The sequence below is a fragment of the Pseudomonas sp. F3-2 genome (assembly GCF_038804275.1).
GTDB lineage: Bacteria > Pseudomonadota > Gammaproteobacteria > Pseudomonadales > Pseudomonadaceae > Aquipseudomonas.
In genome coordinates this window covers 2756691-2778023 of sequence record NZ_CP152388.1, presented here as the reverse complement: position 1 = coordinate 2778023, position 21333 = coordinate 2756691, and the positions used below count along the sequence as shown (strand labels likewise).

General features: G+C 62.1%; 15 protein-coding genes. 10 read left to right on the top strand and 5 right to left on the bottom strand.

The window, feature by feature from the left end:
• Nucleotides 1-57 precede the first annotated feature (57 nt).
• Entirely contained in the window at nucleotides 58-981 is a 924-nt protein-coding gene (locus tag AAGQ88_RS12795; RefSeq protein WP_342655572.1) for a LysR family transcriptional regulator, read from the bottom strand.
• A gap of 127 nt (nucleotides 982-1108) precedes the next feature.
• Here AAGQ88_RS12795 and AAGQ88_RS12790 point away from each other — a divergent pair, with 127 nt between their 5' ends.
• Entirely contained in the window at nucleotides 1109-2104 is a 996-nt protein-coding gene (locus tag AAGQ88_RS12790) for an aldo/keto reductase (RefSeq protein ID WP_342655571.1), read from the top strand.
• A 125-nt stretch (nucleotides 2105-2229) separates the two neighbouring features.
• Here the strand turns inward: AAGQ88_RS12790 and AAGQ88_RS12785 are convergent, their stop codons facing one another.
• From AAGQ88_RS12785 to AAGQ88_RS12775, 3 genes are all read right to left on the bottom strand, one after another.
• Nucleotides 2230-5859: a translocation/assembly module TamB domain-containing protein gene (locus tag AAGQ88_RS12785; protein ID WP_342655797.1), complete on the bottom strand. Its 3630-nt coding sequence runs from the start codon at nucleotides 5857-5859 to the stop codon at nucleotides 2230-2232.
• A 59-nt stretch (nucleotides 5860-5918) separates the two neighbouring features.
• Complete coding sequence (locus tag AAGQ88_RS12780; RefSeq protein WP_342655570.1) at nucleotides 5919-7649, bottom strand: autotransporter assembly complex family protein; 1731 nt, start codon at nucleotides 7647-7649, stop codon at nucleotides 5919-5921.
• Between the two features lie 67 nt (nucleotides 7650-7716).
• Nucleotides 7717-8367 (bottom strand): GNAT family N-acetyltransferase, encoded by a 651-nt coding sequence (locus tag AAGQ88_RS12775; RefSeq protein ID WP_342655796.1) that lies wholly within the window; start codon nucleotides 8365-8367, stop codon nucleotides 7717-7719.
• A 223-nt stretch (nucleotides 8368-8590) separates the two neighbouring features.
• On the opposite strand from AAGQ88_RS12775, the gene xthA reads away from it, so the two are divergent.
• Complete coding sequence (xthA, locus tag AAGQ88_RS12770; RefSeq protein WP_285423899.1) at nucleotides 8591-9403, top strand: exodeoxyribonuclease III; 813 nt, start codon at nucleotides 8591-8593, stop codon at nucleotides 9401-9403.
• A 190-nt stretch (nucleotides 9404-9593) separates the two neighbouring features.
• The gene (locus AAGQ88_RS12765; RefSeq protein ID WP_342655795.1) at nucleotides 9594-10922 is read left to right on the top strand and encodes a phosphate ABC transporter substrate-binding/OmpA family protein; all 1329 of its coding nucleotides are present in this window, start codon (nucleotides 9594-9596) and stop codon (nucleotides 10920-10922) included.
• A gap of 143 nt (nucleotides 10923-11065) precedes the next feature.
• Here AAGQ88_RS12765 and AAGQ88_RS12760 read toward each other — a convergent pair whose 3' ends face one another.
• Nucleotides 11066-12298 (bottom strand): acyl-CoA dehydrogenase, encoded by a 1233-nt coding sequence (locus tag AAGQ88_RS12760; RefSeq protein ID WP_342655569.1) that lies wholly within the window; start codon nucleotides 12296-12298, stop codon nucleotides 11066-11068.
• Nucleotides 12299-12456: 158 nt separating this feature from the next.
• Here AAGQ88_RS12760 and AAGQ88_RS12755 point away from each other — a divergent pair, with 158 nt between their 5' ends.
• The 7 genes from AAGQ88_RS12755 (at nucleotide 12457) to AAGQ88_RS12725 (ending at nucleotide 21235) form a co-directional block, all read left to right on the top strand.
• Nucleotides 12457-13404: a LysR family transcriptional regulator gene (locus tag AAGQ88_RS12755; protein WP_342655568.1), complete on the top strand. Its 948-nt coding sequence runs from the start codon at nucleotides 12457-12459 to the stop codon at nucleotides 13402-13404.
• Between the two features lie 67 nt (nucleotides 13405-13471).
• Nucleotides 13472-13852: a MerR family DNA-binding transcriptional regulator gene (locus AAGQ88_RS12750; RefSeq protein WP_285423901.1), complete on the top strand. Its 381-nt coding sequence runs from the start codon at nucleotides 13472-13474 to the stop codon at nucleotides 13850-13852.
• A 62-nt stretch (nucleotides 13853-13914) separates the two neighbouring features.
• Nucleotides 13915-14814 carry a hydroxymethylglutaryl-CoA lyase gene (locus tag AAGQ88_RS12745; protein ID WP_342655567.1) on the top strand — a complete coding sequence of 300 codons (900 nt, stop codon included), beginning with the start codon at nucleotides 13915-13917 and terminating at the stop codon, nucleotides 14812-14814.
• Between the two features lie 764 nt (nucleotides 14815-15578).
• A complete protein-coding gene (locus AAGQ88_RS12740) occupies nucleotides 15579-16742 on the top strand; it encodes an isovaleryl-CoA dehydrogenase (protein WP_342655566.1) in 1164 nt (387 codons plus the stop codon).
• Between the two features lie 87 nt (nucleotides 16743-16829).
• Nucleotides 16830-18437, top strand: coding sequence for a carboxyl transferase domain-containing protein (locus tag AAGQ88_RS12735; RefSeq protein WP_342655565.1), 1608 nt, complete (start codon nucleotides 16830-16832; stop codon nucleotides 18435-18437).
• 15 nt (nucleotides 18438-18452) lie between these two features.
• On the top strand, nucleotides 18453-19277 hold the full coding sequence (locus AAGQ88_RS12730) for a gamma-carboxygeranoyl-CoA hydratase (RefSeq protein WP_342655564.1): 825 nt from the start codon (nucleotides 18453-18455) through the stop codon (nucleotides 19275-19277).
• Nucleotides 19274-21235: an acetyl/propionyl/methylcrotonyl-CoA carboxylase subunit alpha gene (locus AAGQ88_RS12725; protein ID WP_342655563.1), complete on the top strand. Its 1962-nt coding sequence runs from the start codon at nucleotides 19274-19276 to the stop codon at nucleotides 21233-21235. Before AAGQ88_RS12730 ends, AAGQ88_RS12725 begins: the two co-directional genes overlap by 4 nt.
• Nucleotides 21236-21333: the final 98 nt, after the last annotated feature.

Here is a 21333-nt window from a genome sequence, read left to right as displayed (position 1 = left end):
AAGTTAACCACGAAAGCGGTTAGCGACCTACCGGTATACATGAATTTGTTGTCAGGTTCAGCGCTCGCCCCCGCGTTTGTCGAGCAAACCGGGCCGCGCGCACAGTTCCACCAGCCAGTCGACGAACACCCGCACCCTGCGCGACATCTGGCGGTGGGCCGGGTACAGCGCGGTCAACGGCAGCAGCGGTTGCGGGTAGTCGCCCAGCACTTCGATCAGTTCCTGGCGGCGCAGTGCCTCGGCGGCATGGTAGTACGGCGTCTGCACCAGGCCATAACCGGCACTGCAGGCCGCCAGATAACCATCGGCACTGTTGGTCGCCAGACTTTTCGGCAGCTCCAGTTCCTGGTTCTTGCCGTTGACGACAAACTCCAGACCATAGCGCTTGTTCGAGGTGGCTGAAAAATACTCGATGACGGTGTGTTGGCCGAGGTCGTCCAGCGTTCGGGGCGTGCCACGACGCTGCAGATACGCAGGGCTGGCGCACACCACCTGACGCATCTGCGCCAGCGGCCGAGCCACCAGCGAGTGATCCAGTGGCTGTCCGCCGCGCACCACGCAATCGAAGCCCTCGCGAATCAAGTCCACCGGGCGGTCCGACATCCCCACTTCGAGTTCCAGCCTGGGGTAGCGCTCGGTGAACTCAGGCAACATCGGCATGATGATCAGCCGACCGAACCCGGCGGGCATATCGACACGCAGCACACCTTCGGGAGCCTTGGCGACCGTGGAAAAGACCGACTCGGCGTCATCCAGGTCGTTGAGCAGGCTGGCGCAGCGCTGGTAATACGCCTGACCATCGAGCGTCGGCGTGACTTGTCGGGTGGTGCGCATCAGCAATTGAACGCCCAGATGGGCTTCCAGTTGTTTGATGAGGATGGTCACCGAGGCTCGTGGCATGTGCAGGCTGTCCGCCGCCCGGGCGAAACCGCCCAGCTCGACGATGCGCGTGAAGGCGCGCATGGCGTTGAATTTATCCATAACCGTGCCCGTCGGTCCTGTTTGATTGTTTAGATATTGCCAATAGTGAAAGCACTTTTAGCCGGTTTATCGTGGCGCTGTCGAGCAGCAAGAATAGTGATCTCCTCAACACCACAAGGAATCCATTATGCAGACGCGTCAATTGGGCAAGAATGGACCGCAGGTCTCGGCACTCGGCCTTGGCTGCATGGGCATGACCGATTTTTACACCACCGGCGGCGATACCAGAGAGGCCATCGCGACGGTTCATCAGGCGCTGGAACTGGGCGTCACGCTGTTCGACACCGCCGACATGTACGGGCCCCATACCAACGAACAACTGCTCGGCGAAGCCCTGGCCGGCAAGCGCGATCAGGCCTTCATCGCCAGCAAGTTCGGCATCGTCCGCACCCCCGGCGACGCGGGTGCGCGTGGCGTCAACGGCAGCCCCGAGTACATCAGGGCGGCCATCGATGGCACCTTGCAGCGTCTGAAAATCGACACCCTCGACCTGTACTACCAGCACCGCATCGACCCCAACATCGCCATTGAAGAGTCGGTCGGTGCCATGGCCGAACTGGTCAAGGCGGGCAAGGTGCGTTATCTGGGCCTGAGCGAGGCTTCGGCCGCAACGCTCGAACGCGCACACAAGGTCCACCCGATCGCCGCGTTACAGACCGAGTATTCCCTCTGGAGCCGTGAGCCGGAGGAAAACGGCGCGCTGGAAACCTGCCGTCGTCTGGGCATCGCCTTCGTGCCTTACAGCCCCTTGGGCCGTGGCTTTCTGACCGGTACGCTGAAAAGCCCCGATGACTTCGCCGCCGATGACTACCGCCGTAGCAGCCCGCGCTTTCAGGGAGAAAACTTCGGCAAGAACCTGTTGCTGGTGGAGAAGGTTCAGCAGCTGGCAGCCGACAAAGGCATCACCGCTGGCCAACTGGCGCTGGCGTGGGTGTTGGCGCAAGGCAGCGACGTCATCCCGATCCCGGGCACCAAGCAGCGTAAATACCTGCAGGAGAATGTCGCGGCACTGCACGTCACACTCAGCCCGGCGGAACTGCAGGCGTTGAGAGACCTGTTCCCGGTGGCCGCCGTTGCCGGTGGTCGCTATCCGGAATCGGGCCTGAAACTGGTCAACGGATAACCCTCGCGTATCAACCCACTGCCACGAACGCGTCTGCGCAGTTGCCGGTTCGATCAGTGACATGACCGACCGGCCGTTGCGCAGACACGCTCAGGCCTGAGAAAAGCCCCAGCCGTGGACCGCTGCTAGAAATCCCGCTTGTAGAAAATATCCAGCGAACTGGCGACGCCACTCGCCGCTTCCAGGTACACCTTTTTGCTCAACAGGTAACGCAGCGCGATGGTATTGGCGGGCTCGAATACGCCTACGCCATACCGCAAGCTGAGCTTGTCGGTGATCTTGCCGCTGGCGACGACCGCGGTCTTGTCGCCGCTGCCCGACGTGTCCAGCTCGAAGTCCTTGATGCCCAGGCCCGACGCGAGTTTGCCTGCGGTCGACGACCCGCCGGCCAGTCCCAGCGCCAATGCCGCCTGCGCCATCATGTTGTTGTCCTCGCCGGTGGTGCTCAACGGTCGCCCCAGCACCAGGTAAGACAGCGCCTGCTCCTGACTCATGGCCGGTTCCGAAAACACTGTGGTGGTCGGCTGCTCGGCGCTGCCGCTCAGGCGGATGCCGGCGATGATGTCGTCGGTCTGGCGAATCGCCTCGATGTCCAGATACGGCTGATCGATGGGCCCGGCGAACAGCAGCCGCGCCTTGCGGATCGTCAGGCGCTGACCATAGGCCCGGTAGCGCCCGTCGTTGAGGTTGAGTTCGCCGCGGGTGTCGAGGTTGTCGCCGATGTGCACGTGCCCTGCCAGATTGGCGGTCAGGCCGAAGCCGCTGAAACCGAGCTTGTCCTGGCCCACTTCCACGTTGACGTCCATCGCCATCGCCATGGGCGGCTTGCCCTGTTTCGTCTGCTCGCCGACGATGACCGTGTCATCCGACACCTTGACCGTGGAGGGCGGCAACTGCCGCACGGTGATATCGCCTTTGGGAATCAGCACTTTGCCCGACACTGCCAGACGATCGCCCTGCAGGGTGATTTTCAGGTCCGGCGCTGCTTCAAGCTTGGCGTAGGGCTCCACCGTGATCGGCAGCCTGGAACCCTGCAGACGGACGTCCACATCCAGCGCCTGCCCCCATGCCACCTGACCCGCCAGACTGCCCTGCCCGGTCGGCCCGCTGCTCCAGTTGCCCTTGAGCTGCACGCTTTCGCCAGCGATCAGCGCCTGCAGATTGAGCTTCTCCAGACTGACCGGCAACTCCGGACCCGACACTTCGCCTTCGCTCAGGACCACGTTGCCGTTGATCTGGGGCGCCAGCAGCGTGCCGGAGATGCGCCCGTCGCCGTTGAGCTTGCCGTTGAGTTTTTCCACCATGGGCACGAACGGACGCGCCACCGACACATCCAGGCCACTCAGATTGAACGTGCCGCTGACCGGTTTAGCCTTGGCGACGGGATCAATGCTCAGACGCGCCAGCAACTGTCCCAGCTTGCCGCCACGAAAATCGAGGCTGCTGTCGACCTTTTTCGGCGTCAGGGTGCTGCTCAGCTTGAGCGTGTCGTAGGGGAAGTCGACCCACTGGGTCTTGTCCTTCACCCGCAGCGTGCCGCCGCTGGCATCGATGACGATCTGCCCGTTGGGCCCCGAGGCGGGCAAGTCGAGCTGAACATCGGCATTGAGCGCGCCTTTCCAGGCGAAATCCTTGGGCAGCCACTGCGCGAGGCTGTCCAGCGGAAATTGCTTGAGGTGATAACGCAGGCGCGGATCCGGCATCAGCCGTTGATCTTCGCCGCACAGGCTGGCGGGGCCGGAGGTCCAGCAGTGCGCACCGAAATTGACCTTGCCATCGGCCAGCCGCTCCAGTTTCGCCGGCTGCTGGAGCTTCCAGTCCTGACCACCGCTTTGAATGTCGCCGCTGGCAAGCCGGCCCCGCCAGTTGCCTTTGTCCAGATTTCCGTCAAGGGCCAGCGCCAGTTTCAGCAGCGGGCCTTGAAGATCCAGTTTGACCTGCTGACGCTTGATATCCCCGGAGCCATCGACGTTCAGGTTGCCCAACGCGGTGTCGCCCGTCTGGATGCCCCGGACGTTCAGATCCAGGTTGCCACGCTGGGCGCTGTCCAGCCTGGCGGCAAGGTTCAGGCTCTGTAACTGATGGGTCTCATAAGCCAGTCGAGCGCCCTGCAGATTCAGTTGCCCTTGCGGCGCCTGCAGCGTGCCGGCCAGATCCAGGCGACCTTTGACCTGCCCTTGCAGGCCCGGCCAGAGCTGTCCGAGACGCGGCAGATTCAGGTCCAGTTGCCCAAGCAACTTCTGTTGCAGGCTGCCCGAACCGTTGATGCGGTTGTCGCCCAGACGAATGTCCAGCGCAGTGACATTCCATTTGTCTGCCGCCCCGTCCGCTTTGGCCTGCAGCACGGCGGGTTGGCCTCGCAAGCGGCCCTTGAGGTTCAGATCGGCGTTCAGACTCAACTGCTCATTTCTGAATGCACCCTGGCTGCGCAGCGGCCCGGCCAGCGACCCCGGCAACTCGGCCACCCAGAACGCCGGATCGATGGCGCTGAGGTCGAGCGAGGTGTCCCAGGCGACCCCGTCGGCGAATTGCAGTTTCAGGAAACCACTGGCTTTGCCCTGCCCGGCCGCCAGTTCCAGCTGTGGCAGAAACACGTTTTGCAAGTCGCCGCTGAACGGGCTTTGCAGGGTAAAAGGGCCGGCAGGTCCTTTGAAGTCACCGGCAAAATGGCCCAGGTATTTGCCGTCGGTGTAGGACACTTCACCTTTGAAGGTGTGGATGCTGACCTGAGGCTCATCGATCACCGGGTACAGACGGTGCCAGGGAAAATCCAGCCAGTCGACGCGGGCGTTGGCGGTCAGGCCCGTCTGCCAGTCAACATCCGCACTGAGCCCAAGGCGCTGGTCGGCGCTGGCGTTCAGGTCCAGCGCTTTGATCTGCGCGCCCTTGGCGTCGACCCGGCCCTGTAATGCCAAGGCAACAGGCCCTTGTTCGGCGGGCAGGCTGGCGTTGCCAAGAATTGAGTAACCTGTGGCCAGGTCGCCCTTGGCGTTGAGCGTCAAGTGGTTGAGTTGCAGCGTGTCGGGCAGGTCGGGTGCCGGCTTGAACCCGTCGCTGGAGATCGTCACTTCAGCCGGCAGGTCGGTCACCAGCGGCTGCAATTGCCCCACCAGCGTGGCGTCGAGATAGCCGCTGCTGCGGGCATTCAGTTGCAAGGTCTTGAGCAGATCGCCCTCGATGTTCAGTGCCAGGGACAGCGGCTGACCACTGATATCGGGCAACTTCACTTGCCCCTGCGCCGTCAGCGGCCAGTCGCCGCCAGGTTTGAGCAGTCCGGCCAGGTCCAGCACGATGTCGTCACGTTGCGCGTGCAGGGTATCGATCTTCAGCCCGTCAACCGTCCAGTGCGCGGCCAACTGCAGATCACGGACCTGCTCGGAACCGTCAAGGTACAGGCTGCCGACCTGCACATGCCCCAGTTCGATGGCCAGCGGCAGTTTCAGATCCGGCAATGTGATGGGCCCACTGCTCTGCTCGCCGCTGGAGGGCGCGAAGTGCAGACGGACATCGCCAGCCTGCAACGTGTCGATGCACAGCGTCATGCGGGTCAGGCAGGACGGCGACCAGTCGAACACCGGCGCATCGACTTCGACACGACTCTCCCCCTGCTGCCAGATCAGCCGGTCAGCTTGCCACTGGCCGCCGAGATGCCCGGAGAAGTTGTCGAGTTCAAGGCCCGGCACCAGGCCCAATGCCCAGCGACTGCCTGACTGGGTGCCCAGCAGTACGCCCAGCGCCAGCGTGATCAGCAGCATGAGGGTCAGTACAGTCGCTGCCACGATGACGGCGACACGTTTTGCCAAAGCCTTGTTCGTCACAATTCAGGTCCCATCGAGAAATGCAGACGAATGCCGCCCTCATCATCCAGCGCATGGGCCAGGTCCAGGCGCAGCGGCCCGACCGGAGAGACCCAGCGAACACCAATGCCGACGCCGGTCTTGAGGCTCGGAAAATCCAGCGAGTTGAAGGAATTGCCCTGATCGACGAAGGCCGCGACGCGCCATTTTTCGGCGATCGAATACTGGTATTCGGCACTTCCGGCGATCATGTAACGGCCGCCGATCTTGTCACCGTCGGAGTTCTCCGGGGACAACGACTGATAGTCATAGCCGCGCACGCTCTGGTCGCCACCGGCAAAAAATCGCAGCGACGGCGGAATGGATTTGTAACCGTTGGTGGCCGTACCGCCCACCTGAAGACGACCCAGAAACCGGTGGTTCTGCGCCAGCGTGGTCAGGCCTTTGACCAGCGCCGTGCTGTGCACGACGTTGGCGTCGGAGCCAAGCCCCTCTTTGGCCACTTGCGTGTCGAACTGCAGTCGATAGCCGTTGTGCGGATCGATACGGTTGTCGCTGCGCAGGTACGCGTAACTGATGCCGGGCATGAGCAAGGTGCTCAGACCCGAGTCATCGCCAAGCCGGTATTCCTCTCGTTGCCACTTCAGCGAGATGACCCGCTCCCAGCCGCTGGGCAGCTTGCTGTGCCATTCAGGGCCGACCGTCAGCAATTTGCTCAGGCTGTCAGTGTCGGCAATTTCTTCATATTGATAGCCGCCGGCGAAGCGCAGTTTGTCAGTCAGCGGCGGGTCGAGCGGGATGTCATAGAACAGCCCGACGTTCTGCCGTGGCGCTGAAACCTCGGCCTCGGCGCCGTAACTGTGACCCTGCGGATTGACCCAGTGCCGCGTCCAGTTGGCCTTGACCCTGGGCCCCACGTCAGTGGAATAGCCGACACCGAGCCCCATGGTGCGGGGTTTGCGTGTCTGCAACTGAACGTCCACCGGAATGACCTGGCCCTGCGCGTCAGTGGGTGATGCATTCACCCGCACGCCTTCGAAATAACCGCTGGACTGCATCGCCTGGTTGAGCTCGGCAATCAGCTCGGAATCGTAGGGCGTGTCCTGTTTGAACGGCACCATGCGCTGCAGCAGGTCCTCGTCGAACGGAGCGTCGCCACTGAACGACACTTTGCCCAGCGAAAAACGCGGACCGCTGTCGTAGACCAGTTCGATATCGGCAACACCTGCGCGGGGATCGACCGACAGCCGCTGAGTGACGAAACGTCCCTTGAAAAAGCCGTAGCGCGCGGCCTGATTCTGGATCAGATGCTTGGCGTCTTCGTAGTGGCCATGATTGAGCACCGCGCCGGATTTGAGCACATCGCTCTTGGGCACGCGGAAAGCCTTGAGCTGACTGGCAGGCCCCTCGATGCGCACGACGACGTTACGCAAGTGCACGGGCTCGCCTGTCTGAACGTTGAGAACCAGGTGCAGGTTTTTGTCGGCGTGGGTGACTTCGCTGTCGATCCGGGCCTGGTAATAACCCAGTGCCTGGGCAGCCTTTTGCGCCTGCTCGACGGCGCCGACACTGAAACGCTCGAGCGCCTGCTCGTCGCGCTCGCCCAATGTGCCCACATACCCTTCGATATTGGATTTGAGCGCCGCATTGGCAGGCTTGATCCGCACATCCAGCTGGGCATCGGCGAACGCTGCGCAGCTGGAGAACATCAGGAGAAAACCACTGGTGAATCGATGGAAAAACGTCATAGGCGCGGATGCTAACACGAGCTGCGGGAACGACTGCAGCCCGCGGATAGAGGGAAGTGTGCGCAGGTCAAGCCATCGAACCCATCGAAACCTGAGGATTTGGGTGGAAAAAAACGTGCTCTCGGATAGGTCCTACAGCGACTTCACCGATTTCCTCGTAACCGTGTCGTTTGTAGAACTCGAGATAATGGCCATTTCCCGTGTCGAGCACGATGCCCTGAGAATGCTCGTCAACGGCACACCAGTCGTGTAACGCCTGCAGCAACTGCTCGCCGAAGTGCTGACCCTGAAAATCGGGGTGTACGCCCATCAGCGGCAGCACATGAACCGCTTCGGACGGCAGGCAGGCGAGCACCGAATGGTAGTAGTCCAGATAGCGCTGAGTGCAGCGCAGACCGGTGCTCATGACCATGCGCAAACGCCAGGCCCAACTCTCGGTGATGCCCAGCCGCCGCTGGGGCGGCGCAATGAGCGCAACGCCCACCAGGCGGTCTTCGACGAACAGGCCCAAGGCCGGCATGTCCTGCAGAAAATGCTGTTTGACCAGTTCGCGAATCGTCGCGCGTACCCGGTGCTCGTAGCCCGAGCGTCCAGACTCGAACAGATAGCCAAAGCTCGGCTCCTGTCGGTAGGCGTGGTAGAGCAACGAGCGTGCTTCGCGGGAATAACCACTGTCGAGCTGGCGGATTTCAGCCGTGACGCTGGAAGAATGAGGCATGGATTCAGGCATGGAATGGTCCCTTCAGATACGCCCCGGTGCGGCCGCTCGGGATCATGCTGTACAGCGTTCGAGTGGCGGCCCGCCGGCGCAGTTCCCATGAGTTTTCACCCCGTTTGGACAGCGTAGCAGCCGGCGCCAGCGCCATCGGTGCACGTTGGCGCTGGCCGTTGGCAGGCAGGTCGGCTAGCATCGCTTTTTGTTTTTGCCAGGACTGCCGCCTATGAAAATTGTGTCTTTTAACATCAACGGTCTGCGCGCCCGTCCGCATCAGCTGGCGGCGCTGATCGAAAAACACCAGCCCGACGTCATCGGCCTGCAGGAAACCAAGGTCTCGGATGATCAGTTTCCGCAGGCGGAAATCGAAGCGCTGGGTTATCACGTGCACTTCCACGGTCAGAAAGGCCACTACGGCGTCGCCCTGCTGTCGCGCCAGCCGCCGATCGCGCTGCACAAGGGTTTCGACACGGACGATGAAGAAGCGCAGCGGCGCTTTATCTGGGGCACGTTCGCCGACCGCAACGGCCTGCCGGTCACTGTGATGAACGGTTATTTCCCGCAGGGCGAAAGCCGCGACCACCCCACCAAGTTTCCCGCCAAGCTGCGCTTTTATGCCGATCTGCAGCAGCTGCTGGAAACCCGTTTCAGCAATGACCAGCCACTGGTGGTCATGGGTGACGTGAACATTTCTCCCGAAGACAGCGACATCGGCATCGGTCCGGACAACGCCAAGCGCTGGCTGAAAACCGGCAAGTGCAGCTTCCTGCCGGAAGAGCGCGAGTGGATGGCCAAGCTCAAAAGCTGGGGGCTGGTTGATAGCTTCCGCCACTTGTACCCGGAAGTGATCGATCAATTCAGCTGGTTCGACTACCGCAGCCGCGGTTTCGAGGACGAGCCCAAGCGCGGGCTGCGCATCGACCTGATTCTGGCCTCCCACGGACTGCAACCGCGCATCAAGGCGGCCGGTGTCGATTACGACCTGCGTGCGATGGAAAAACCATCGGATCACGCGCCCATCTGGCTCGAACTCGAGTAAGCAGGCTGCCTGAATCACACGGCTCGTCGGCAGTGGCAGGCCCGCAATGCTGCCGCCGACGAGCCGACGCGTTACACCTGTCGCAGCGAACCCGCGTCGGTCACATGACTGTCATTCATCTGTCTTATTCTCCGGCGACTTCCGGCCATAAGAAGATGTCGCCATGCAGCGCACCCGCCTCTTTCAGCTCATGTTTGTCGCCTTCGCGGCGCTGTTCAGCTCGCTGTGTTCCGCTGCGAGCGCATTGCCCGCCTCACCCGACGGCAGCCCTGTGTTGCGCATTCAAGGCTCCAACACCATCGGCGCGCAGTTGGGCCCGGCGCTGGTAAAAGGCCTGCTCGAGCAGCAAGGCGCTCAAGCCATCACCCAACACACCGGCGCGCGGCCCAACGAAACTCGCATCGTCGGCCAGTTGCCTACCGGACAAACCGTGAGCATCGATATCGCCGCACATGGCTCCACCACCGGTTTTTCTGCGCTGAACGCCGGACACGCCGATCTCGCCGCGTCATCCCGGCCCATCAAACCCGGCGAAGCCAGCGAGCTGACGGCGCTGGGCGACTTGCACAGCGCCGAGGCCGAGCAGGTGATTGCCATCGATGGCGTCGCGGTGATCGTTCATCCGGGCAATCCATTGCGCGAACTGAGCACTGACCAGTTGGCGAAGGTGTTTTCCGGCGACATCCGCGACTGGGAACAACTGGGCGGCCCGGCAGGCGCCATTCATTTATATGCGCGAGACCAGCAATCAGGCACGTTCGACACGTTCAACGAGCTGGTGCTGACCAAAGCCGGAAAAGCACTGGCTTCGGCTGCGAAGCGCTTCGAGGCCAGCGAAACGCTCTCCGACGAAGTGAGCCAGGATCGTCAGGGGATCGGCTTCATCGGCTTGCCCTACGTACACAACGCGAAAGCCGTCGCGATCATCGATGGCGACTCCAAACCCATGCTGCCGAGCACCAGCCTCATCGCCACCGAGGACTATCCGCTGTCACGCCGCCTGTATTTTTACCTGCCGCCGGGCACCGAACAGCGCTGGGCCAAGGCGCTGGTGCGATTCGCCCAAAGCCCGCAAGGCCAGTCCATCGTTGCGCAGAACGGCTTTGTGGCGCAGACCGTTCAAGCGGTCAAGGTGCGAGCGACCCCGCAGATGCCAGCCGAGTACCAGAATCTGGCGCGGCAGGCCGAACGTCTGTCGGTGAACTTTCGCTTCGCCCAAGGCAGCGCGACGCTGGACAACAAAGCCAGGCTTGACCTCAAGCGGGTGGCGGATTACCTGAAAGCCCACGACAAGCTGGATCAGAAAGTGACGCTGGTGGGATTTGGCGACGCCAAAAGCGATCCGGCACGCGCGCAGTTGCTGTCCAGGCTGCGAGCGATGGCAGTTCGCCGGGAATTGATGAAACGTCAGGTGATCCTGCGCGATGTGCTCGGTTTCGGCGACGAAATGCCGGTCGCGACCAACGATGGCGACGAAGGTCGAATCAAGAACCGGCGTGTCGAGGTGTGGGTGGAATAGGGTCTACGCAAACCGGCGCGATTGCTGAACGCAGCGCGAGCGCGTGTCCGCCAAGGCCTCGGTGCATCCGGTGAACAGGCTCTGGATGCACCGGCCGCAGGTGAACGTCACGCCCTTGAACGATGCCGGTGGCTGTTGGCGAATCAGCGGTGCTCGCTGCGCAGCAGCTCTTTAGGCACGTATTTGCCCACCTCGTGTTTGCCGATGGCCGCCCGATGCACCTCGTCCGGGCCGTCAGCCAGGCGCAAGGTCCGCTGCATGGCGTACATGTAGGCCAGCGGGAAGTCGCCCGACACCCCTGCTCCGCCGTGAATCTGGATCGCCCGGTCAATCACGCGCAACGCGACATTGGGCGCGACGACCTTGATCTGCGCAATTTCGCTTTTCGCCACTTTATTGCCGACGGTGTCCATCATGTACGCAGCCTTGAGGGTCAACAGCCGCGCCATGTCGATCTCCATGCGCGAGTCGGCGATCTTGTCGATGTTGCCTCCCAGCCGCGCCAGCGGGCGGCCGAACGCGGTGCGCTGCACCGAGCGTTTGCACATCAGTTCCAGCGCTCGCTCGGCCATGCCGATCGAACGCATGCAGTGATGAATCCGCCCCGGGCCCAGGCGGCCTTGCGCGATTTCGAAGCCGCGTCCTTCACCCAACAGGACGTTTTCGTATGGCACGCGCACGTTGTCGAACTGCACTTCGGCGTGTCCATGGGGCGCATCGTCGTAGCCGAAGACCGGCAACGGGCGCACGATCCTGACGCCCGGTGTATCGGTGGGGACAAGGATCATCGAGTGTTGCTGGTGGCGCGGCCCGTCCGGATTGCTCAACCCCATGAAAATCATGATCTTGCAGCGCGGGTCGCACGCGCCCGATGTCCACCATTTACGCCCGTTGATCACCCACTCGTCACCCTCGCGAATGGCGGTGGCGGCCATGTTGGTGGCGTCCGAGGACGCCACGTCCGGTTCGGTCATGGCGAATGCGGAGCGGATCTCGCCGCGCAATAACGGCTCAAGCCATTGCTGCTTCTGCGCCTCGCTGGCGTATCGCACCAGGACTTCCATGTTGCCGGTGTCAGGCGCGGAGCAGTTGAAGGGCTCAGGCCCCAGCAGCGACCGGCCCATGATTTCCGCCAGCGGCGCGTACTCGAGGTTGGTCAGGCCTGCGCCCAGTTCAGACTCGGGAAGAAACAGGTTCCACAGCCCCTCGGCCTTGGCGCGGGCCTTGAGCGTTTCCATGATCGCGGTCGGCTGCCAGCGGTCGCCTTCGGCAACCTGGCGCTCGAACACCGGTTCAGCCGGATACACATGGGCATCCATGAACGCGGTAACGCGCTCGCGCAGTTCCTGAACCTTCGGAGAATAAGCGAAATCCATCGGGCGACTACCTTCTATGAGGTGTTGTTAAGGCGTGAACCGATGCTAGAACAGCGCCTTTCATTTATCTAACCTATTCTCGGCGTGTATAAACATTCATAACCGATATATGATCGGAGCACCCCGAACAACAAAAAAACAGCACGAGGCGCACAGCAATGAACCTGAGCAAGGTCGATCTCAATCTCTTTATTGTGTTTGACGCCATCTATACCGAGGCCAACCTCACCCGCGCCGGTCAGATCGTCGGGATTACCCAGCCCGCTGTGTCCAACGCACTGGCCCGTCTGCGCGAGACCTTCAACGATCCGCTGTTCGTGCGTACCGCGCAGGGCATGGTGCCGACGCCCATGGCTCAGAACATCATCGGCCCAGTGCGCAACGCGCTCTCATTGCTTCGCGTGTCGGTGCAGGAAAGCCGTATCTTCAACCCGCTACAGGCGAGCAAGAATTACCGCATCAGCATGACCGACCTCACTGAAGCCGTGATTCTGCCGGCGCTGTTTCAGCGCCTGCGTCGCCTGGCGCCGGCGGTCACCATCGAGAGCTTCCTGTCCAAGCGTCGCGAAACCACCAAGGAACTGGCGGCCGGGCGTCTGGATTTCGCCGTCGACGCACCGCTCAATACCGACCCGCAGGTTCGTCACGTCAAGCTGATGGAAGACAACTACGTGTGCGTCATGCGCAAGGGGCACCCGCTTGCGCACAAGTCGTCCATCACTCTGGACGATTACTTGGGCGTCGCCCACATCCATATTTCGAGCCGGCGCAGCGGATTGGGCTATGTGGACCTGGCGCTGGGCAAAATGGGCATTCAGCGCAAGATCGCGCTGCGTTCGCAGCATTACCTGATGGCCTCGCAGGTGCTGCAGCAGACCGACATGGTCATGACCGTTCCAGAGCGCTTCGCCCGCCGCAACGATCTGCATTTCGTCTACCTGCCGGTGCACGACGTGCCCACTGTGGAGACCCATTTGTACTGGCACGAAAGCACCGACCAGGACCCGGCCAACCGCTGGATGCGCGAGCAGATCATCGAGCTGTGCCAGCTGGTCACCGCCCATGAGCGCAAGCTGGAGAAAGAATTGGAAGAGGCCATTCGATAAGCCTGCTTGACGTTTACGTCAAGGTCGCCGTAGGTTAGCTCGACGCCTTCCTCGTTCGAGCTTCCTCATGAGCAACCCGACCTACAGCATTTCCGATCTGGCCCGTGAGCTGGACATCACCACCCGCACCATCCGCTTTTATGAAGAACAAGGCATGCTGAGCCCCGAGCGACGCGGCCTTGAGCGGATCTACTCGGCCCGCGACAAGGTCACGCTCAAGCTGATTCTGCGCGGCAAGCGCATCGGCTTTTCCCTGGCCGAGTGCCGTGATCTGATCGGCCTGTACGACCCATCCGGCGGTAATCAGAAGCAACTGAATACGATGCTGGAGAAAATCGTCGAACGCCGCGCGCAACTCGATCAGCAGTTGCTGGACATTCAGCAGATGCAGCTCGAGCTGGACACTGCCGAGGAACGCTGTCGAGCGGCGCTGGATAAAACTCCATGAAGTCAGCTGTTTAGCGTCTTTTTCTCATGTTTTTTATAGGTTCAATTCAGGATATCCCTGCCATGCTGCTCCCTCAACGTGTACGTCTGGTAGAAGTCGGCCCGCGTGACGGCCTGCAAAACGAGGCCCGCCCTGTGAGTCTGGAAGACAAGGTGCGGCTGGTGAACGATCTTACCGATGCAGGCGTCGGCTACATCGAAGTCGGCAGTTTCGTGTCTCCCAAGTGGGTCCCGCAGATGGCCGGTTCTGCCGAGCTGTTCGCCAGCATTCAGCGCAAGGACGGGGTCACCTATGCCGCCCTCGCCCCCAATCTGCGCGGATTCGAGGATGCATTGGCCGCAGGCGTGAAAGAGGTCGCCGTGTTCGCGGCTGCCTCCGAGTCGTTTTCCCAACGCAATATCAACTGCTCGATCAGTGAGAGCCTGGACCGGTTCCTGCCGATCATGGAAGCCGCACATCTGCATGGCGTGCAGGTGCGCGGTTATGTGTCTTGCGTGTTGGGCTGCCCTTATGAAGGCGACGTCTCGCCGCAACAGGTCGCCGCCGTGGCCAATGAGCTTTATGCGATGGGCTGTTATGAGGTGTCCCTCGGCGACACCATCGGTACCGGCACGCCGGGCGCGACCCGCCGGCTGTTCGACGTGGTCGCCGGACAGATCCCGCGGGGCAAGCTCGCCGGGCACTTTCACGACACCTATGGTCAGGCGCTGGCGAACATCTACGCAGGGCTTCTGGAAGGCATCCAGGTGTTCGACAGCTCCGTCGCAGGCCTGGGCGGCTGCCCGTACGCCAAGGGCGCGACCGGCAACGTCGCCAGCGAAGACGTGCTGTACATGCTCAATGGGCTGGGCATCGCCACGTCGATCGACCTGGACAAGCTGATTGCCGCGGGCCAACGGATCAGCGAAGCCGTCGGCCGCAGCAATGGTTCGCGGGTGGCAAAGGCACGTTTGTCGGCCTGACGTGCGACATGTTGTCACACAGTGTTACCCTGCTCGGCATTGTGGTGATGGAAACGGGTAACACGGAAACACTTGGCAAAGAATCTCAGGATTCGTCAGCAGGTGAATATCCCTCAAAGCCCCGGATTCCGGCACTTCTTAAAAATTGGCATGGCTTCTGCTATGTCTTACGTACAACAAAAATAACAAAATGCAGCAACCCAATAAAAACAAGACGTATCGGCTCTGACATAACAAGAACAACACGGACAGAGGCGCAGCTAACTGATTTTTTTGGAGTGGATTGCTTTGTGAGGCTCAGGCCCCACGACCGGACAGAGAACAATAAAACTGCCTTAAGGTAGCGACCCGACCGGTTGGATCGACAGATCGAAGCTGTATCAGCGCTCAAAAAAATACGTTTGCTCTTGGACCCCGGATGGGGGTCGCTCAGAAAACCAGAAAGGTATGGCTGCCAAAAACAACAACAGGCCACCTGAAAACAAAAAAGAGCATGCAACTGAACTTGAAGGGGAGCCCAGGCTCCCCTTCGTGCTATCTGTCGTTCAACCACCCGCCTCTCCCGCCTCCAACACTGTGCTCCCCATCAATCGGGCTGGCGCTGCATGCGGTATCGCCTAGCCACCGAGGTCAACCTGCAACCCCTCCTGCATCCATGAATCCTCCGTTGACAGGCCTGCGGTCGCAGGTTTACGTTAACGTAAAGGTGATACATTTTATGACCCCTGACAGCTCCTCCAAAAACAATAAGGGAACGCAGTCTCATGAATTACCCCACGCTCAATTTCGGCCTCGGCGAAACCATCGACATGCTGCGCGATCAGGTTCGGGCCTTCGTCTCGGCAGAACTGGCGCCCCGCGCCGCGCAGATCGACGAAGACAACCTGTTCCCGGCCGACATGTGGCGCAAGTTCGGCGAGATGGGCCTGCTCGGCATCACGGTCGATGAGCAATACGGTGGCGCCGGGCTGGGCTATCTGGCGCATGTCGTGGCCATGGAAGAAATCAGCCGCGGTTCGGCGTCAGTGGCATTGTCCTACGGCGCTCACTCCAATCTCTGCGTCAACCAGATCAATCGCAACGGCAATCCCGAGCAGAAAGCCCGCTACCTCCCCAGCCTGATCAGCGGCGAACACATCGGCGCCCTGGCCATGAGCGAGCCCAACGCTGGCTCCGATGTGGTGTCGATGAAACTGCGGGCCGACCGACGCGGCGATCGCTTCGTCCTCAATGGCAGCAAGACCTGGATCACCAACGGGCCCGACGCCCACACCTACGTGATCTACGCCAAGACCGATCTGGAAAAAGGCCCCCACGGCATCAGCGCTTTCATCGTCGAGCGCGACTGGAAGGGTTTTTCGCGCGGCAATAAGTTCGACAAGCTGGGCATGCGCGGCTCGAACACCTGCGAGTTGTTTTTCGATGACGTTGAAGTCCCCGAGGGAAACTTGCTGGGCACGCTCAATGGCGGCGTCAAGGTGTTGATGAGTGGACTGGATTACGAGCGCGTCGTGCTGTCGGGAGGCCCGACCGGCATCATGCAGGCTTGCATGGACCTCGTACTGCCTTACATCCACGACCGCAAACAATTCGGCCAGAGCATTGGCGAGTTTCAGCTGATTCAGGGCAAGGTCGCCGACATGTACACCCAGCTCAACGCCAGCCGCGCCTATCTGTACGCTGTCGCTCAGGCATGCGAACGCGGTGAGACGACGCGCAAGGACGCGGCCGGCGTCATCCTTTACAGCGCCGAACGGGCCACGCAAATGGCCCTCGATACCATCCAGATTCTCGGCGGCAATGGCTACATCAACGAATTTCCCGCAGGCCGGCTGTTGCGTGACGCCAAGCTCTACGAGATCGGCGCTGGCACCAGCGAAATCCGCCGGATGCTGATCGGCCGCGAACTGTTCAACGAAACCAGATGAGGCCCTTGCGCGCGATGAGCACCAGGCATCGGCGACATCCCGACGTCGCTGTTTCGAAGAATGGACGCCCTCAGGAGTAAGGCTCGAATGGCCATTTTGACGACCCATATCAACCCGCGCTCGCCGGACTTCGCGATCAACAGCCAGGCCATGCGCGGTCAGCTGGATGCGCTCGACACCCTCCTCGCCCAGGTTCAGCAGGGCGGCGGTATCAAGGCGCAGGAGCGCCACACGTCGAGGGGCAAACTGCTGCCGCGCGAACGTATCAATCGCTTGCTCGACACTGGCTCGGCGTTTCTGGAAATCAGCCCGTTGGCGGCCTATCAGGTGTATGGCGAAGACGTGCCAGCGGCGGGCATCGTCGCTGGCATCGGCCGCGTCGAGGGCGTGGAATGCATGATCATCGCCAACGATGCGACGGTGAAAGGCGGCACGTATTATCCGCTGACGGTGAAGAAACACCTGCGCGCGCAGACCATTGCGCAACAAAACCGTCTTCCGTGTATTTATCTGGTGGATTCGGGCGGTGCCAACCTGCCCCGCCAGGACGAGGTGTTTCCGGACCGCGAGCACTTCGGTCGCATTTTCTTCAATCAGGCCAACCTGAGCGCTGAAGGCGTTCCGCAGATCGCGGTGGTCATGGGCTCTTGCACCGCGGGGGGCGCGTACGTCCCGGCGATGGCGGACGAGACCATCATGGTTCGGGAACAGGCCACGATTTTTCTTGCCGGGCCACCGCTGGTCAAGGCGGCGACCGGTGAAGTGGTCAGCGCCGAGGACCTGGGCGGTGCCGATGTGCATTGCAAGGTCTCAGGCGTAGCCGATCATTACGCCGAAAGCGACGCTCACGCGCTGGAACTGGCGCGCCGCAGCATCGCTCATCTGAATTGGCGCAAGCACGGTCAGGTGCAGGTCCGACAGCCCGTTGCGCCGCTGTATTCAAGCGATGAGCTGTACGGCGTGATCCCGGCCGACGCCAAGCAGCCTTTCGACGTGCGCGAAGTGATCGCGCGGCTGGTCGACGGCTCGGTGTTCGATGAGTTCAAGGCGCTGTTCGGCACCACACTGGTGTGCGGCTTCGCGCACCTGCACGGCTACCCGGTCGCGATCCTGGCCAACAACGGCATCTTGTTCGCCGAAGCCGCGCAGAAAGGCGCGCACTTCATCGAGCTGGCGTGCCAGCGCGGCATCCCGTTGCTGTTTCTGCAGAACATCACCGGCTTCATGGTCGGCCAGAAATATGAAGCCGGCGGCATCGCCAAACACGGCGCCAAGCTGGTCACCGCCGTGGCCTGCGCGAAAGTGCCGAAATTCACGGTGATCATCGGCGGCAGCTTCGGCGCCGGCAATTACGGCATGTGCGGGCGCGCCTATGACCCGCGTTTCCTGTGGATGTGGCCCAACGCACGGATTGGCGTGATGGGCGGCGAACAGGCCGCCGGCGTACTCGTCCAGGTCAAGCGCGAACAGGCCCAGCGCAGTGGCGATGGCTTCAGCGCCGAGCAGGAGGCCGCCCTCAAGCAGCCGATCCTCGATCAGTACGAACATCAGGGCCATCCCTGGTATTCCAGCGCACGGCTGTGGGACGACGGCGTGATCGACCCGGCCCAGACCCGCGACATTCTGGCGCTGGCGATCAGCGCTTCGCTCAATGCTGCCATCGAAACGACGCGCTTCGGCGTGTTCCGGATGTGACCCAGGACTGCCCCCATGAACGATTTCGCCACGCTGGAGCTTGAGCGCGACCCAACAGGGTTCGTCACGCTCTGGCTCGATCGGCCCGAGAAGAACAACGCTTTCAACGCGCAGATGATCCGCGAACTGATCATCGCCCTGGACCGAATTCAAAGCGACGCCAGCCTGCGTTTCGTGCTGCTGCGCGGCCGAGGCCGGCATTTCAGCGCGGGCGCGGACCTGGCGTGGATGCAGGAATCGGCCAACCTGGATTTCAATACCAATCTGGGTGACGCCCGTGAACTGGGCGAATTGATGTACAACCTGGCGAAGCTCAAGTGCCCGACGCTCGCCGTCGTGCAAGGTGCAGCCTACGGTGGTGCGCTGGGGCTGATCAGTTGCTGCGACATGGCCATCGGCAGCGACGACGCGCAGTTCTGCCTGTCGGAAGTGAAGATCGGCCTGGCGCCTGCGGTCATCAGCCCGTTCGTGGTGCAGGCAATCGGCGAGCGTCACGCCCGCCGCTACGCCCTCACCGCCGAGCGTTTCAACGGCACACGGGCACGGGAGATCGGCCTGCTGGCCGAGTGTTACCCGGCGGCCGAGCTCGAATCCCACGTGCAGCGTTGGGTGGCCAACCTGCTGCTCAACAGCCCGCAGGCCATGCGCGTGAGCAAGGATTTGCTGCGCGAAACCGCCCACGGCGAACTCAGCCCTGCACTGCGCCGCTACTGCGAGAACACCATCGCGCGGATTCGCGTCAGCGCCGAGGGGCAGGAAGGCCTGCGGGCGTTCCTGCAGAAACGCGAGCCGGCCTGGCGAGACGCCGGACCGACACCACCAGGAGAATCTCAATCATGACCGGCGCGTCAGGCACCTCACTCACGTCCGTACTCATCGCCAACCGAGGCGAGATCGCTTGCCGCATCATGCGCACCGCCAAGGCCATGGGATTGAGCACCATTGCCGTGTACAGCGACACCGATCACGATGCCCGGCATGTGCGCGAGGCCGACATGGCCGTCGCGCTGGGTGGCAGCAAGGCCGCGGACAGTTACCTGCAGATCGATAAATTGATCGCCGCGGCAAAGTCCAGTGGCGCCGAGGCCATTCACCCGGGCTACGGATTTCTCTCGGAAAACGCCGCTTTCGCCCGCGCTGTGGAGCAAGCCGGGCTGATATTTCTCGGCCCTCCTGCGTCAGCCATCGAGGCCATGGGCAGCAAGTCTGCGGCCAAGTCCTTGATGGAGGCCGCCGGTGTTCCGCTGGTGCCCGGCTATCACGGCAACGCTCAGGACGCGGCGACGTTTCGCGAAGCCGCCGCGCGAATCGGCTATCCGGTGCTGCTCAAGGCGACCGCCGGGGGCGGCGGCAAGGGCATGAAAGTGGTGGAGCGCGATGAAGACCTCGCCGACGCACTCGCTTCGGCGCAGCGCGAGGCGCAGTCATCGTTCGGTGATTCACGCATGCTCGTCGAAAAGTACGTCCTCAAACCCCGCCATGTGGAGATTCAGGTGTTTGCCGATCAACACGGCCATTGCCTGTACCTCAACGAACGCGACTGTTCGATCCAGCGGCGCCACCAGAAAGTCGTCGAAGAAGCCCCTGCGCCGGGATTGACCGCGCAGCTGCGTCGGGCGATGGGTGAAGCGGCGGTGCGGGCGGCGCAGGCGATCGGTTATGTGGGGGCCGGCACGGTCGAGTTTCTGCTGGACACGCGCGGCGAGTTTTTCTTCATGGAGATGAACACCCGCCTGCAGGTCGAACACCCGGTCACCGAGGCGATCACCGGACTGGATCTGGTCGCCTGGCAGATCCGCGTGGCCCAAGGCGAACCGCTGCCGATGACGCAGGATCAGGTACCGCTCAAGGGCCATGCCATCGAAGTGCGTCTGTACGCCGAAGACCCGGCCAACGATTTCCTCCCGGCCACCGGCACGCTTCAGGTGTATCGGGAATCCAGCGCAGGCGCCGGTCGCCGCATCGACAGCGGTGTGGCCGAGGGCGATGCAGTGTCGCCGTTCTACGACCCGATGCTCGGCAAACTGATTGCCTGGGGCGAGGATCGCGAGCAGGCACGATTGAGGTTGCTGGCCATGCTCGACGAATTCGCCATCGGCGGCGTGCGCACCAACCTTGCGTTTCTTCGCCGGATCATCGCCCACCCCGCCTTCGCCCAGGCCGAGCTGGACACTGATTTCATCCCGCGCTATCAGGCAGATCTGTTGCCGCAGGCCGAATCTTTGCCGGATGACTTCTGGAACGCCGCCGCCCTCGCCTGGCAGCAAAGCACCGCGAACCGGGTGCGTGAGGATGATCCGTACTCGCCATGGTCCCGCGTCGATGGCCTGCGCCTGGGTGCACCGAGCGAAGTGGACGTTCATCTTCAATGCGCGGGCCAAGTCCGCAGCGTGCGGTTACGCGGCCTTGACCATGCCGTGGCCTTGCAGGGCGAGCAACTGACGGTGGAACAGCAAGGGGTGCGTCGGCAGACTCTGGCCCTGCGTCGTGGCGACACGTTGTATCTGCGCTGGCACGGCGAGTTGCACGCGGTTCAACGGGTCGACCCGATCGCGGACGCCGCCGCCAGTCATGTCCAGCAAGGCGGGCTCAGCGCGCCCATGAACGGCAGCATCGTGCGGGTACTGGTGAACGTCGGCGACACCGTCGACAGCGGGACGCCGTTGGTGGTACTGGAAGCAATGAAAATGGAGCACAGCATCCGCGCCAGCCAGGCCGGAACCGTCGCCGCGCTGTATTGCGCTGAGGGCGAGATGGTCAGTGAGGGAACGGTGCTGGTTGAGATCAGCGGTGGTTGATGGGTAAAAAGCGACCGGGAGTCTGGCTTGCTGGCGTAGTGCCGGGGATTGGCAGCAAATCCGCTGCAGGTGGTGTGTCAGGTGTTCCGAGGCGGCCG